Raw genomic sequence first — 13,640 nt, 5'->3', positions numbered from 1 at the left:
GCTCGCCTGAACTCCGATGACGGAACGGGATCAGTTCCTGCGTCTGACGGTTGTGCTGCCCACCTTCAACGAGTGCTCCAATGTGGAGCCCATCGTCGAGCAACTCCTGCCCTTGAGAGACAGCTTCGATCTCGAATTGCTGTTCGTTGATGATGATTCCAGTGATGGAACATCAGACAAGGTGCGGATGCTGGCCCACCGCCATGGTTGCGTCCGGCTGATCCGCCGTGTCGGGCGCTTCGGCCTCTCCAGCGCCATCAAGGAGGGGATCCTGGACGCCACCGGCGATGTGGTGGTGGTCATGGACAGCGATGGCCAGCATGAACCCGCCTCGGTGGCCCATGCGGTCTCCGCCTTGCTGGAGAGTGGCGGCGATCTCATGGTCGGCAGCCGCTTCCATCCCGCGGCCACGATCATGGGCCTGAGCGAGCGGAGGGAGCGGAACTCCACCTGGGCGAATTCGGTGGCCCGGTTCAGCCTGCCCCGCTACCGCCATCTGACCGACTACATGAGCGGTTTCTTCGCCCTGCGCCCCGAGCGTTGCCTTCCCTATGTGAGGCAGGTGGATGTCAATGGCTTCAAGTTTCTCTATGAACTGCTGGCCCTCAGCCACGGCCATCTGGCGGTGGCTGAGGTGCCCCTGAGTTTCCAGCCCCGCAACGCCGGGGAATCGAAGCTCAACCTGGCCGTGATCTGGGATCTGGGTGTCTCGATCCTGCACACCCTGCTGCTGCGCATGGTGCCGCGGCGGGCCGTCAGCTTTGCCCTGGTGGGCGGCACGGGCATCGGCATCCACCTGCTGGTGTTCGCCCTCAGCCAGGACCTTCTCGGCCTCAGTTTCGAGCAGGCCCAGGTGGTGGCGGTGGTCAGCGCCGGCTGCTCCAACTACCTGATCAACAATGTGCTGACCTTCCGCTCCCAGCAGCTCAGCGGCATTGCCCTGGTGTTCGGCCTGATCCGCTTCCTGCTGGTCACCTCCCTGGGCATGGCGGCCAATGTGGGGGTGTCCTCGGCGTTCTACCGGCAGGTCACTCCCCAGCCGCTGCTGGCCTTGCTGGCCGGCATCGCCGTCGACTTCGTCTGGAAGTACGCGGCGTCCTCCCGCTTCGTCTGGAACACGCCTTAGGGCCGTCCAGCCCAGGGCCCCGGGACAGGTCGGCGGGCCCTGGCCTTAACTTCCCCTTGATCTCGTCGTCGACCCAGCATGGTGTCTGCTGCCCGGGGGGCCCAGCCGGAGGGTGTCCGCGCCCGTAGCCACAGGCAACTGGTCTGGGTGCTGAGCGCCCTCTGGTTGCTGTTGATCTGCTGGCTGGCCTTCTTCCAGGGCCTGGGCAGCCTCGGCCTGATGGACAAGACCGAGGCCCTGTTCGTGGAGGTCGGCCACCAGATGATGGAGCGGGGTGACTGGGTCACTCCCTGGTGGAACGGCGAACGCTTCTTCGATTACCCCGTCTGGGGCTACTGGATGGTGGGGCTGAGCTTCCGGCTGTTCGGGGTCAGCGAATGGGCCGCGCGACTGCCGGTGGCCCTCGCCGCCAGTGCCGTGGTGGTGGCGGCCTTCGGCCTGATGCTGGCCTGGTCCCCGGCGGGAGAGGCGGGCCGGCCCAGGCTCCTCAGGGGCGTGGTGGCGGCCGGGGTGATCGCCACGACCCCGGGCTGGATCGGCTGGGGACGCACCTCCACCACCGACATGTTCCTCTCCAGCGCCATCAGCCTGGCGCTGTTCGGCTTCCTGCTGGCCCATCGCCACCGGGCCGACCCCTGGCGGGCGCCCCTCGGCCGGGTGGCGATGGCGCTGTTCGCGGGCATCGCCGTGCTGGCCAAGGGCCCGGTGGGTCTGCTGCTGCCGGGTCTGGTGGTGGTGGTCTTCCTGCTGCTCACCGGCCACTGGCGAGCCTGGCTGCGCTGGCGGCCCCTGCTGGCCATGGTGGCCCTGTTCCTCGGGGTGAGCGCCCCCTGGTACGCGGCGGCGGCGGCCGTCAACGGCGGCGACTTCATCGGTGGCTTCCTGGGGTTCAGCAACCTGCAGCGCTTCACGACGGTGCTCTACGACCACCCCGGCCCCCCCTGGTTCTATCTGCCCTGGCTGGTGCTGCTGGTGCTGCCCTGGTCTCTGTTCCTGCCCCTGGCGATCGCGGCCCAGGGCTTCTGGCGGCCCTCCCGCTGGCGAACGGCGGCCGCCGATCCTTCCGGCGACGGCGGCGCCCCGGCGGAACTGGGGCTGTTCCTGCTGCTCTGGCTGGTGCTGGTGGTGGCCTTCTTCTCCGCCGCCGCCACCAAACTGCCCGGCTACATCCTGCCGGCCCTGCCGGCGGCGAGCCTGCTGGTGGCGCTGCTGTGGCGCCCCCTGCCGGAGGCGACCGCCCCAGCGGGGACGTCCCCGGGGCGGACGGGGGTGCGGATCGCCGCCGGCCTCGAAGTGCTGCTGCTGGGCGCCATGGCGGTGGCGGCCGCCCTGGCCCCGGGCTGGGTGGCGGGGGATCCCGCCTATCCGGAGTTCGGCGCCGCCCTGTCGCGCTCAGGGCTGCCCCTGGCGCTCTCGCTGTGTCTGGGGCTGACGGCCCTGGCCCTGCTGACGCTGCTGCTGCGGCCGCAGGCCACCGACTGGCTGTGGGTGCCGAGTCTGGCCGGGTTCCTGGCGGTGCTCGGCCTGGTGATCGCCCCGCTCGCTCCCCTGCTGGACCGGGAGCGTCAGGTGCCCCTGCGCCAGATGGCCCGCGCCGCCCAGGCCGCCGCCAGGCCCGATGAGCCGCTGCTGATCGTCGGCACCTTGCGCTACAGCCTGCTGTTCTACGGCGAGCCGGAGGCCGTCTTCGTTTCCGATCGCCACCACATCAACCAGCTTGCCCTGCAGGGCCCTGCCGCCCTCGCCCTGGCGCCGGGCACTCGCTCCGTGCGCCTGGTGGGTGATCGCCGCGATCTCGAGGCCCTGGCCCTGCCCCCGCAGGGGATCGAGCGGCTGGCCCGCACCGGGGAGCTGGCCCTCTGGCGGGTGCCCCGACACCATCTGGTGCCGTGATGGGGTTCCATCTGCTGCCCCGGGACAGGATCCTGCTGCCCGGCTGTCTGGTCGTGCTGGTGGGGCTGTTCGTGGCCGTGGCCCCGGGCCGGCCCCTGGCCCTGCTGGACGCCGCCGTCCTGGACTGGCTGGGCAACCATTTCCACGGCCTGGTGGGCGGGGTGCTGACCCAGGTGTACCGGGCGACCGGCGTCGGCTTCACCGCCGTCCTGGTGGCGATGGCCCTGATCCACCTGCTGCGGCGGCGCTGGTGGAAGGACCTGCGCCTGCTGGTGATGGCCACCGGCGGCATCCTGATCCTGGTGGATCTGGTTTTCAAGCCCCTGTTCAGCCGCCAGCGCCCGCCGGGCAGCCTGCTGCCGCTGGACGGTCACAGCTTCCCCAGCGGCCATGCCGCCGGGGCCGTGGCTTTCTACTTCGCCATGGTGGTGATCCTGGGGTCCCACCATCCTCGCCTGCGGCGCACCCTGGCGGTGGTGGCCTGCGGACTGGTGGGCCTGGTCTGGCTCAGCACCCTCTACGTGCGGGCCCACTGGCCCACGGATCTGCTGGCGGGCGCCGCCGTCGGGCTGGCCTGGCTGACCGTGTGCCTGGCCTTCTGGCGCGATCCGCCCCCCGCCGACCCCCAGAGTGGGACGGTTCGACCACGGCGATCCCCTTGACCACCGACCTGCCCAGCTCCGGCCTGAACGGTCTGCGGGGCCTGCGCACCGCCCCTTGCCTCGATGGGGAGACGGCCTCCACGCTGCGCCGGGAGCTCGCCCCGCTGCTGGGGGCCTGCGAGTGGTTCACGATCGGGATCATGGCCCCCTCGGGGGATGCGGCCCTGGCGGCCCTGCGCCAGCTGGAGGCGGCCCAGGGGTGGTCGAGCCTGCAGCCGGGGGACCCCGGCGAAGGGGAGCCCGGCCCGGTGTTCCTGAAGGGCAACCAGCGCACGGGACTGTTCCATCTCCGCCGCGAGGAGGGCCTCGGCGAGGGGATCCTGATCACCGGCCACGCGGCTTCCGATCCGGACGCCGAGGACACCTGGGGGCCCCTGCCGCTCGATCTGTTCGCCTGATCCCATCAGCTGATCACGTTCCGTCCGCTGGATCGGGGGCGGGACGGACCGATGCCTAGGCTGGGCGGCTGTTGCCTGGCAGCGGTTGCTGCCGCCCGAAGCTTCCGATGACCAGCTCCACCCTGCGCATCGCTTCCCGCCGCAGCCAGCTGGCCATGGTCCAGACCCACTGGGTGCGTGATGAGCTCTCCAGCGCCCACCCCGGGCTGGCGATCACGATCGAGGCGATGGCCACCCAGGGGGACAAGATTCTGGATGTGGCCCTGGCCAAGATCGGCGACAAGGGCCTGTTCACCAAGGAACTGGAGGCCCAGATGCTGGTCGACCGGGCCGACATCGCCGTGCACAGCCTCAAGGACCTGCCCACCAACCTGCCGGAGGGCCTGATCCTGGGCTGCATCACCGAGCGGGAGGATCCGGCCGATGCCCTGGTGGTGCATGAGCGGCACCGGGACCGCACCCTGGCCACCCTGCCCGAGGGCAGCGTGGTGGGCACCAGCTCCCTGCGCCGCCTGGCCCAGCTGCGTCACCACTACCCCCACCTGGAGTTCAAGGACGTGCGGGGCAACGTGATCACCCGGCTGGAGAAGCTCGACGCCGGCGTCTACGACTGCCTGATCCTGGCGGCGGCGGGCCTCACCCGCCTCGGCCTCGGTGAGCGCATCCACGAGCTGATCGATCCCTCGATTTCGCTCCATGCCGTGGGCCAGGGGGCCCTGGGCATCGAATGCCGCGCCGGCGACACGGCCGTGCTCGAGACGATCGCCGTGCTGGAGCACCAGCCCACCGCCCGCCGCTGCCTGGCCGAGCGGGCCTTCCTGCGCAGCCTGGAGGGCGGCTGCCAGGTGCCCATCGGCGTCAACACCCACTTCGAGGCCGACGAGCTCGTGCTCACCGGCATGGTGGCCAGCATCGACGGCCAGCGCCTGCTGCGCGACAGCTGCCGCGGACCCGCCACCGATCCCGAGGCGATCGGGGTGGCCCTGGCGGGCACCCTCCGGTCCCAGGGGGCCGGAGAGATCCTGGAGGAGATCTTTGCCACCGTCCGCCCCGGAAGCTGAGGCCAGCGGCCCCAGGGCCCCAGGGGCTGAGGCCGACCTGCGCGGCCTCCCCTTCCAGTGGAACCTGCTGGCCTGGGCGGCCCTCGTCGGCACCCTGACCGGCCTGGCGGTGGTGGCGTTCCACGAGCTGCTGGGCTTCATCAACAACTTCCTGTTCGGCCCCTTCGTCGAGGGCCTGCTGGTGATCGGGCGCTCCTCGCCCACCACCCCCGCCGACCTGCCGCCGATTGATCTGCCGCCGCTCGCGCCCGACAGCGGCACCCCCCTGCGGGCCCTGCTCCAGCTCGGGCTCGATGGCATCGGCCTGCTGGCGGCGGCACCGCCCCCGCCCCCCGAACCCCCACCGATCAGCCTGCCCACCCCGCCGGACTGGCTGGCCCTCTGGCCCGTGGTGGTGGTGCCGACCCTCGGCGGTCTGGCGGTGGGCCTGCTGCGCCATGTCGCCGGCAGCATCGGCCCGGGTCTGTCGAGCCTGATGGCGATCGCCGACGGGCGCCAGGGGGGTGAGCCGCGCCTGCCCCTGCTGCGACTGGTGGCCGCGTCCCTCAGCCTGGGCAGCGGCGCCTCCCTCGGGCCGGAGGGGCCCAGCGTGGAGGGCGGCGGCAACATCGGCCTCTGGGTGGCCCTGAAGGGTCGCCTCTCCCCCCAGGCCCAGAAGGCCCTGGTGGGGGCCGGGGTGGCGGCGGGCCTGGCGGCCGGATTCAAGGCCCCCATCGCCGGGGTGTTCTTCGCCTTCGAGGGCAGCTACAGCGCCATCCCGGGACGTCCCAGCCTGCGGGCGGTGCTGGTGGCGGCGGTGGCCTCGGCGCTCGTCACCCAGCTGTGCCTGGGCGACACGCCGATCCTGCGCCTGCCCGCCTACGAGGTGCGCTCACCGCTGGAGCTGCCCCTGTATCTGGGGCTGGGCCTGCTGGCCAGCCTGATGTCCTGGCTGCTGATCCGGCTGCTGGCCGCCGGCCGCGACGAGCGGGTCCAGGCCGTGGTGCGGCGGCTGCCGCCCGGCCTGCCCACGGCCCTGGGAGGGGCGGCCCTCGGGGGCATGGCCCTGGTGTTCCCCCAGGTGCTCGGCGTCGGCTACGACACGATTGAAGCCCTGCTGGGCCGGGATGGCGGCATCCCCCTGCTCACCCTGGTGGCCCTGATCGGCGTCAAGCTGGTGGCCACCACCGTCAGCAACGCCACCGGCTTCGTGGGCGGCGGCTTCGCCCCCTCCCTGTTCCTGGGGGCGGTGCTGGGGAGCTGTTACGGCCAGGCGCTGGGCAGCGGCGGCCTGAATCTGCCGGTGGCCGAACCCCCCGCCTACGCCATGGTGGGCATGGCGGCCGTGCTGGCGGGCAGCGCCCGGGCTCCGCTCACCGCCCTGCTGCTGCTGTTCGAGCTCACCCGTGACATCCGCATCGTGCTGCCGCTGATGGCGGCGGCCGGCCTCAGCGCCGCCCTGGTGGAGCGCTGGCAGGGCATCCAGGATCCCGGCCTGATGGGGCCGGATCCCCTGGAGGAACGCCGCCGCAGCCAGCTGGCGGCCATCCCGGTGGAGGAGGCCTTCGAACCGGAGGCGCCCCTGGTGCTGCCCGCCTCCCTGACCGCCTCAGCGGCCCTGGCCCGGCTGATCGAGAGCCATGGCCACTGCCTGCTGGTGGAGCGGGCCGGGCTGGCCCTGGGGCTGGTGACGATCGGTGACCTGCAGCGTGGTCTCGGCTCCGAGCTCCGTCGCCAGGAACCGCTGCGTCTCGAGGATTGCCTGCGCACCGACCTGGTCTGGTTGCCGACCGGGGTGCACCTGGATCGCCTCGAAGATCAGCTGAGACCAAATGGCCTGCGGCAGCTGCCGGTCTTCGAGCTGGAGGGAGGATCGGGGGACCATCTCCCCCATGGGCTGCCCACCGGGGGACTGGCGGTGGACAGGCTGCGGGGGATGGCCAGCCGCGACGGCATGGCCAGGGCCCAGGCCCGACGCTTTCAGGCCGCTTCGGAGCGGCCCTCCATCAGGGCCTCGGCGACGGGATCCGCCTGAGAGAGCAGGCCCAGAATCCGCTGCAGGTCCAGTTCGGAGAGCTCACCGTCGTTGCCCCACTTCAGCGACGTGCTGTTCAGCTGATCGGTGGTGGGTTCGTGAGTGGAATCGAACATGGGAGGGATATCGGCGGTTCTGGAGGGCGCCGCTGTTGATCGAGTTTCAAGACATTAGGTGTTTGCACCCAGACATCAAACCCTTCCTGGGCAATCTCCAGAATCTCTTCGGTCGCTCCCGAATTCGCCGCAATCGCCCTTCGGTGTTCAGGGTTTGACAACCACCGGTGTTCCCACCTCCACCTGGTCGAACAGGGCGCGGACATGGGGGGTGAGCATCCGGACACAGCCGTTGGTGACGGCGGAGCGGGAGGTGACGGTCCAGGCCCAGGCGCTGGGGGTGCCGTGGATGCCGTACTGGTTGGGGCCGCTCTTCTTGAAGCCGATCCAGCGGTCACCGAGGGGGCCATTGGGGCCCTTGGTGGGGTTGATCTTGCCGCTCGCCGTGCTCTGGTACTGGGGATTGACCACCTTGGTCTCCACCAGGAAGCGTCCTTTGGGGGTGGGGGTGCGGGAATCGCCGATGGCCACGGGCCAGCTGCCCAGCACCTTGCCGTTGTCCCGCAGGCTGATCGTGCGCTTGCCCAGCTCCAGCACGATTTCACGGGTGCTGGTCACGGTGGCCTTCGCCGGTGCAGGCGCGGCGGTGGCGGGCGCGGCCACGGCGGGGGCAACCACCCCTGGGGCGACCGGGGCCAGGCTGGCGGGCCCGGTCGGAGCCACGCCGGTGGGAGCGCTCGTGGCCGCCGGCGCTGGGGCCGACACCGGCACCTCAACGGCTCCGGCGGCCCCCGCCATGGCGGCCCCCCAGCCGGTGGTCAGGAGCACGGACAGGACCAGGGAGCGCGACATGGGCGGAGCGGGATCGGAGGGACCGCGGTGGCGGTGCCGGTGGACGTCAGTCGACCAGACGGGGATCGACGACGGAAAGATAGCGATCTTCGCATTCCTTGATGATGCGCACGGCCTCGCCGGTGTCATGGAAGCCGTTGACCTTGCAGGTGCCGGGCTTCTTCAGATCCTTGTAGTGCTCCCAGTAGTACTGGGTTTCCTTGAGCCAGTGCTCACCCAGCTGGGTATAGCTGGTGATGTGGTCCATGCGCTTGTCGTCTGCCAGGACGGCGATCACCTTGTCGTCCACCTCGCCGCCATCGTCGAAGCACATGATGCCGATGATGCGGGCCTCCACCAGGCTGCCGGGCACCAGGGGCTCGGTGACGCCGACGATCTCGATGTCGAGGGGATCGCCGTCCTCGTCCCAGGTGCGGGGAATGCAGCCGTAGGCGAAGGGGTAAGCGAGGGAGGAATAGCCCACCCGATCCAGCTTCAGATGGCCGGTTTCGGTGATCAGCTCGTATTTGTTGATCGTGTTGGAGTTGAGCTCCACGATGGCGTTGAGCCGCAGCTCGGCCTCATCGGCGAAGGCCGGCAGCACATGCAGCAGGTTCAGCATGGTGCGGCTGGGGGCGTGGTCGATGTTCGCCATGGTGGGGGCTTTTCGGCGGCGGCATCTTAGGCATCGGGCCCCGTGAGCCCGGTTCTGCCCGCCGCAGTCACCCCGCCCTGCTCAGGCGGCCCCGGTCAGCTGGCCAACCTTGGCGCGCAGGTAGGTGAGGAAGGGCTGGGCGCCCAGGGGCCGGCCCGTGACCCGCTCGACGAGTTCCTCGGCGTTCACCGAGCGGCCGTGGGGCCAGATGTTGCCGGCGAGCCAGTTCTGCAGGGCGGCCGTCTCCCCCGCAGCCACCAGCGCCTCGATGGGGCCGATCTCCTGCTCGAGGGCCTCCGAGATCTGGGCGCTGATCAGGTGGCCGAGGGCGTAGGAGGGGAAGTAGCCGAAAAGCCCCTCGGCCCAGTGGATGTCCTGGAGGCAGCCCTCGGCGTCCGTGGCGGGCTGCAGCCCCAGCAGCTCCTTCATGCGCCGGTTCCAGGCGGCGGGCAGCTCCTCCACCGGCATCTCCTGCTCCAGCAGGGCCAGCTCCAGCTCGAAGCGCATGACGATGTGGAGGCTGTAGCTCAGTTCATCGGCCTCCACCCTGATCAGGCCCGGCCGCAGGGGATTGAGGGCCCGCCAGAAACCGAAGGCGCCGCCCCAGGGGTCGGACCCCAGGCCCCCCTGGAAGCGGGGATGCCAGCGCTCGGCGAAGGCCCGGCTACGGGCCACGCGGCATTCCCAGAACAGCGACTGGGACTCATGCACCCCCATCGAGGTGGCCTCCCCGAGGGGCCAGGGGAAGTAGTGGTCGTCACTGCGGGGCAGGCCCTGCTCGTAGAGGGAGTGGCCCCACTCATGGGCGGTGGCCAGGAAGGCCGAGAACGGCTGGCCCCCCACCACCCGGGTGGTGATGCGGAAGTCCTGCGGGCCCACGGTGCAGGAGAAGGGGTGGGCGGATCGGGACCGCTGACAGCGGGCCGCGTCGTAGCCCCAGCTGTCGAGCAGCTCACTGCAGAGCCGCTGCTGTATACCCTCCGCCAGCTCGAAGGGCTCCTGGTGGCCCGCAGGCGGGGCGGCCGCCACCGTCTCCAGCAGTCCCGGCAGTTCCGCCGCCAGGGGGGCGAACAGCTCCGTCAGCCGGGCCTTGCTGACGTCGGGCTCGAAGGGCTGGGCCAGGATCTCCCAGGGGCTGCGGGCCACGGGTTCGGCGTCCGCCAGCTGGCCGGCCTGTTCGCGGCGCAGCCGGATCAGCTCCCGCAGCGCCGGGGCGAAGGTGGCGAAGGTGCTGGCCGCCCGGGCCTCCTGCCAGACGGCGTTGCCGTGGGACTGGGCCCGGGCCAGGGCGGTGACCAGGGCCGGATCGAGACAGCGCTGGCGGTTCAGCTCCAGGCGCAGCAGCTGCAGGTTGCGGCGCCGCTGGGGAGGGGCGGCCCCATCCAGCTCGGCTTCGGCGGCGGCCACCAGATCGGCGTAGGCGTCACTGCTCTGGCGCTCGTGCAGCTGGGCGGCCAGCAGGGCCAGCTGCTCGCCGCGCCAGGGGGCACCGGCGGCGGGCATCACCGTGTTCTGGTCGTAGTAGAGGGTGCTGCTGATCGAGCCCAGCAGGCGGGTGGTGTGCAGGTGCCGCTGGAGCTGGTCGAGGGCCGGAGCCGCTGCAGGCATGGGATCGGTGGAGCCGGTGGCGCCAGCATGGCGCTGGCGGCGCCATGGTGGAGGCGGACCTTCCCGGTGTCGGATCGATGCATCCCCCTTCTCCGGAGCAGGCCCTGGTGCTCGCGGCCATCGAAAGGTTCATGGCCGACCCCGACCTCGCCCTGCAGGGCCAGCCACCCGGCGGCGACTCCGGCGATGTCCTCAGCGCCATCCTGCGGGCCCTGACCATGGTGCTGCCGCTCGAGGAGATCGAACTGGCGGTCACGGGCCTGCTCACGGTCCACTGCGATCGGCTCGACGACGACACCCAGCTGGTGCTCGAGGCCCTGCTCACCGCCATTGAGCGGGACGACGACGAGATGGCCCTCGACACCCTGCTGGCCAGCGAGGCCAGCCTGCTGGAGGCCAATGCCCTCGACGGCAACTATCTGCTGGTCTGGGATCCGGCCGAGGCTCCACCGCTGCGGGAGATGGAGATCCTCGATGTGCTGGAGCGCTACCCCTGCCGTGGCGAGGCGGCCCGCTGGAACTGCGACGACTTCGTGGCCCTGCTGGAGGGCAAGATCCTGCAGTGGCGCAAGACCATGGTGGCCCTGGAGATCCTCCAGGAGCAGCCCGGCACCCGCCCTGCGGCCAGCACGATGGTGCTGCTGGTGCCGGAGGACCCGGCGGCTCCGCTCGAGCAGCTGGAGGTGGGGGTCACCCTCAGCCCGCCGTCGCCGGGTTCCAGTGCAGCCGCATCGGCACGCAACCCTCCAGGCTGACCTTCACAGGGCAACGCTCGCCGGCGCGGATCAGCAGGTCCCGCTGGCCGTCATCGAGGCCGGCCGGCAGATCGATCCAGGCCTCCAGCAGGGCGATGCGGCGCTCGCCGCTCTGGCTCATGCCCTTCTCCACCCGCACCCGGGCGCCCTCCAGGGGGATTCCCTCCCGTTCGGCCACGATGCCCATCACCGTCAGCAGGCAGGTGGCCAGGGCCGTCGCCACCAGGTCGGTGGGCGAGAACGCCTCCCCCTTGCCCTGGTTGTCCACGGGTGCATCGGTGATCAGCCGCGACCCCGACGGGGCGTGGTCCGCCGAGCAGCGCAGGGCTCCCTCGTAGCGGCAGGTCATCGTGGTCATGGCGGGCGCTGGGCGGCGAACGTCCCTCCAGGCTGGCAGGGGCCGCCGCCCTAGATTCGCTGCCGCGATGTCCGCAGCCTTGGCCCTGATCCTGCTGGTGGCCCCCCATCCGGCTGGGGCCCTCCCCGAGACGATCCGCCTGGCGGTGACGCCGGTGTTTCTGCTGGCCGGCATCAGCGGTCTGCTCGGGGTGATCACCACCCGCCTGGCCCGCATCGTCGATCGGGCCCGGCTGCTCAAGGAGCGGACCGGTGCCGCCACGGTGGCCCAGGAGCGGGAGCTGCAGGAGGAGCTGATGCTGCACCGCCGGCGCATGCTCATGGCCTCAAGGGCCTTCGCCTGCGCCACCACCAGCTTCCTGCTGGTGGCCACCGTGGTGGTGGTGCTGTTCGTGAGCACCCTGGCCACGATGGACGTGACGCCCCTGGTCGCCCTGCTGTTCGTGCTGGCGATGGGCTCGCTGATGACGGCGGTGGTGCTGCTGCTGCGTGAGGTGCAGCTGGGCAGCCTGGCCCTGCGACGTTTCTAGGCCGCTGTCAGGCCGATCTCCTCCAGCAGCCGCCTCTGCTGGCGCGCCTCCACGAAGCGGTGGGCGGCCATGGCGCCGCTCACCGCCACCGGCGGCACGCCGATGCCCGGGAACACGCCGGCCCCGCAGAGCACCAGCCCCTCGACCGGGGTGGACCCGCCGGGGAAGGGACCGGCGTTGGCGGGCCAGGCCGGGCCGTAGCTGCCCTGGTGCATCCGCAGGTAGTGGCGGTGGGTGAGGGGGGTGCCCTGCAGTTCCAGCACCACCCGCTCCCGCCAGTCGGGCAGCACCCGGTCGAGCGCCTCGCCGAAGACGGCGCAGCGTTCCCGCTTGAGGGCGTCGTAGGCGGCGCTGCCCCGCTCCAGCCCCTGCCACAGCTCCCAGGGTTCGTTGGCCGGGGTGTAGCCATGCAGCACCTGGTGGCCCGGCGGCGCGCAGGACGGATCGAGCCGGGAGGGCATCGAGAGCACCACCATGTTGCGTTCGGCGCCGATGCCCCGCTGCCAGTCGCCCACCCAGACGTGGTGGATGGGCAGGTGATCGAGGTCGTCCCCCCGCAGGGCCAGGTGCCAGTGCAGGAAGCCGGCGCAGGCCGGGGTGGCCGCCTGCCGCTGCCGCCAGCGGGACGGCACCGCCCCGTCGGGCAGCAGGGCAAGCAGGTCCCATGGGCTGGTGTTGGCGATCACCCCGCGGCCGGCCTCGAGGCGCTCTCCGTTCGCGAGGCGGACGCCCACCGCCCGGCCCTGCTCCACCAGGACCTCTGCCACCGCCGCGCCCGTGCGCAGCCGGCCGCCGTGACGCTCCATGCCGCGCACCAGCGCCGCTGCCACGGCCGCGCTGCCGCCGATGGGGTAGTCGAGGCAGGCGTCGGGCTCGAACCATTCGCCGAACAGGGTCGCCATGGCGGCGGCACTGGTCTGGTCCATGGGCAACCCGGAGATCAGGAAGCAGAGCAGGTCGACCCAGTGGAGCAGGAAGGGATCGCTCAGGTGCCGGCGGGCGATCGGCCCGAAGGCGCCCCCCAGGGCCGCCAGCCGGCCTGCCTGGCCCAGCAGGCGCAGGGCGTTGCCGCCGCCGAGGGTGGTGGCCAGACCCGCCCCGGGCCGGAGGGCCAGCAGCGGCAGGGAGCGGGCCGCCTCGCAGCTGGGCCTCAGGGCCGTCAGGAAGCGGTCCCATTCGGCTGCCACCGCCGGGCCACGCAGATCCCTCACCAAAGCCAGGAAGGGGGCCTGGCCCACCCCCACCCGCAGGGACCCCTCGGGCAGCAGCAGCCCCCAGTCGTGGTAGCTGGCCACGGGCAGGGTTTCCCCCACGGCCCGCAGCACCTGGGCCAGGGGGTTGGTGCTGGGCCACCGGCCCAGGCCGCTCCAGAGCGAAGGGCCGGACTCGAAGTGAAAGGGACCGCGCCGGAATCCGTGGGCCGCGCCGCCGGGGGTGGTGTGGGCCTCAAGCACCAGCACTTCCAGCCCGTGGCGGGCGGCGATGGCGCCGGCGCACAGGCCGCCCAGGCCACTGCCCACCACGATCAGGTCGCTCACCTTGGGCGCAGCAGATCCGCTGCAGATTCTATTCAGATTCCCTTCGCACGGAAGGCAAACGGACTGCCCCCTTGCTGACTAGGATCGTTCGATATAGCAAAGGTTTTGCATTGTCGCAGGGCTTCCCTTCCGCCACCCTGTCCGATAGCACGCCGC

At 71.3% G+C, this 13,640-nt stretch carries 14 protein-coding genes; 8 read left to right on the top strand and 6 right to left on the bottom strand.

Annotated features, from left to right (window positions below; genetic code table 11):
• Positions 1–16: 16 nt before the first annotated feature.
• The 6 genes from H6G99_RS12220 (at position 17) to H6G99_RS12195 (ending at position 7,154) form a co-directional block, all read left to right on the top strand.
• On the top strand, positions 17–1,126 hold the full coding sequence (locus tag H6G99_RS12220) for a glycosyltransferase (protein ID WP_190611750.1): 1,110 nt from the start codon (positions 17–19) through the stop codon (positions 1,124–1,126).
• Between the two features lie 78 nt (positions 1,127–1,204).
• Positions 1,205–3,019, top strand: coding sequence for an ArnT family glycosyltransferase (locus tag H6G99_RS12215; protein ID WP_190611748.1), 1,815 nt, complete (start codon positions 1,205–1,207; stop codon positions 3,017–3,019).
• Positions 3,019–3,681 (top strand): phosphatase PAP2 family protein, encoded by a 663-nt coding sequence (locus H6G99_RS12210; protein ID WP_094587102.1) that lies wholly within the window; start codon positions 3,019–3,021, stop codon positions 3,679–3,681. Before H6G99_RS12215 ends, H6G99_RS12210 begins: the two co-directional genes overlap by 1 nt.
• Positions 3,678–4,079, top strand: coding sequence for a DUF1824 family protein (locus tag H6G99_RS12205; protein ID WP_190611747.1), 402 nt, complete (start codon positions 3,678–3,680; stop codon positions 4,077–4,079). The genes H6G99_RS12210 and H6G99_RS12205 overlap by 4 nt, the downstream gene beginning before the upstream one ends.
• Positions 4,080–4,186: 107 nt before the next feature.
• Positions 4,187–5,140 (top strand): hydroxymethylbilane synthase, encoded by a 954-nt coding sequence (gene hemC, locus H6G99_RS12200; protein ID WP_190611745.1) that lies wholly within the window; start codon positions 4,187–4,189, stop codon positions 5,138–5,140.
• Positions 5,115–7,154, top strand: coding sequence for a chloride channel protein (locus H6G99_RS12195; RefSeq protein WP_190611744.1), 2,040 nt, complete (start codon positions 5,115–5,117; stop codon positions 7,152–7,154). Before hemC ends, H6G99_RS12195 begins: the two co-directional genes overlap by 26 nt.
• On the opposite strand, the gene H6G99_RS12190 is transcribed toward H6G99_RS12195, so the two are convergent.
• From H6G99_RS12190 to H6G99_RS12175, 4 genes are all read right to left on the bottom strand, one after another.
• Entirely contained in the window at positions 7,100–7,270 is a 171-nt protein-coding gene (locus H6G99_RS12190; protein WP_190611742.1) for a DUF8633 family putative protein, read from the bottom strand. The genes H6G99_RS12195 and H6G99_RS12190 overlap by 55 nt on opposite strands.
• A gap of 147 nt (positions 7,271–7,417) precedes the next feature.
• Complete coding sequence (locus H6G99_RS12185; RefSeq protein ID WP_094587110.1) at positions 7,418–8,062, bottom strand: L,D-transpeptidase; 645 nt, start codon at positions 8,060–8,062, stop codon at positions 7,418–7,420.
• Between the two features lie 46 nt (positions 8,063–8,108).
• Complete coding sequence (locus H6G99_RS12180) at positions 8,109–8,696, bottom strand: inorganic diphosphatase (protein ID WP_094587112.1); 588 nt, start codon at positions 8,694–8,696, stop codon at positions 8,109–8,111.
• Positions 8,697–8,777: 81 nt separating this feature from the next.
• Entirely contained in the window at positions 8,778–10,304 is a 1,527-nt protein-coding gene (locus H6G99_RS12175; protein ID WP_190611741.1) for a carboxypeptidase M32, read from the bottom strand.
• 77 nt (positions 10,305–10,381) lie between these two features.
• On the opposite strand from H6G99_RS12175, the gene H6G99_RS12170 reads away from it, so the two are divergent.
• Entirely contained in the window at positions 10,382–11,059 is a 678-nt protein-coding gene (locus tag H6G99_RS12170; protein ID WP_190611739.1) for a hypothetical protein, read from the top strand.
• Here H6G99_RS12170 and H6G99_RS12165 read toward each other — a convergent pair.
• Positions 11,001–11,417: an OsmC family protein gene (locus H6G99_RS12165; protein ID WP_190611738.1), complete on the bottom strand. Its 417-nt coding sequence runs from the start codon at positions 11,415–11,417 to the stop codon at positions 11,001–11,003. The genes H6G99_RS12170 and H6G99_RS12165 overlap by 59 nt on opposite strands.
• Positions 11,418–11,496: 79 nt before the next feature.
• On the opposite strand from H6G99_RS12165, the gene H6G99_RS12160 reads away from it, so the two are divergent.
• Complete coding sequence (locus H6G99_RS12160) at positions 11,497–11,946, top strand: DUF2721 domain-containing protein (protein ID WP_286191130.1); 450 nt, start codon at positions 11,497–11,499, stop codon at positions 11,944–11,946.
• Here H6G99_RS12160 and H6G99_RS12155 read toward each other — a convergent pair.
• The gene (locus H6G99_RS12155) at positions 11,943–13,484 is read right to left on the bottom strand and encodes a phytoene desaturase family protein (protein WP_190611735.1); all 1,542 of its coding nucleotides are present in this window, start codon (positions 13,482–13,484) and stop codon (positions 11,943–11,945) included. The genes H6G99_RS12160 and H6G99_RS12155 overlap by 4 nt on opposite strands.
• Positions 13,485–13,640: the final 156 nt, after the last annotated feature.

It is taken from the genome of Synechococcus sp. FACHB-909, from assembly GCF_014698945.1.
Classification (GTDB): Bacteria; Cyanobacteriota; Cyanobacteriia; order PCC-6307; family Cyanobiaceae; genus Cyanobium.
This window is presented reverse-complemented; position numbering and strand designations above follow the sequence as displayed.

What these genes read in the sequence shown, in the direction of transcription:
- H6G99_RS12220 (WP_190611750.1), top strand. Translation starts at nt 17, where the DNA reads ATGACGGAACGGGATCAGTTCCTGCGTCTGACGGTTGTGCTGCCCACC.
- H6G99_RS12215 (WP_190611748.1), top strand. Translation starts at nt 1,205, where the DNA reads ATGGTGTCTGCTGCCCGGGGGGCCCAGCCGGAGGGTGTCCGCGCCCGT.
- H6G99_RS12210 (WP_094587102.1), top strand. Translation starts at nt 3,019, where the DNA reads ATGGGGTTCCATCTGCTGCCCCGGGACAGGATCCTGCTGCCCGGCTGT.
- hemC (WP_190611745.1), top strand. Translation starts at nt 4,187, where the DNA reads ATGACCAGCTCCACCCTGCGCATCGCTTCCCGCCGCAGCCAGCTGGCC.
- H6G99_RS12190 (WP_190611742.1), bottom strand. Translation starts at nt 7,270, where the DNA reads ATGTTCGATTCCACTCACGAACCCACCACCGATCAGCTGAACAGCACG.
- H6G99_RS12185 (WP_094587110.1), bottom strand. Translation starts at nt 8,062, where the DNA reads ATGTCGCGCTCCCTGGTCCTGTCCGTGCTCCTGACCACCGGCTGGGGG.
- H6G99_RS12180 (WP_094587112.1), bottom strand. Translation starts at nt 8,696, where the DNA reads ATGGCGAACATCGACCACGCCCCCAGCCGCACCATGCTGAACCTGCTG.
- H6G99_RS12175 (WP_190611741.1), bottom strand. Translation starts at nt 10,304, where the DNA reads ATGCCTGCAGCGGCTCCGGCCCTCGACCAGCTCCAGCGGCACCTGCAC.
- H6G99_RS12170 (WP_190611739.1), top strand. Translation starts at nt 10,382, where the DNA reads ATGCATCCCCCTTCTCCGGAGCAGGCCCTGGTGCTCGCGGCCATCGAA.
- H6G99_RS12165 (WP_190611738.1), bottom strand. Translation starts at nt 11,417, where the DNA reads ATGACCACGATGACCTGCCGCTACGAGGGAGCCCTGCGCTGCTCGGCG.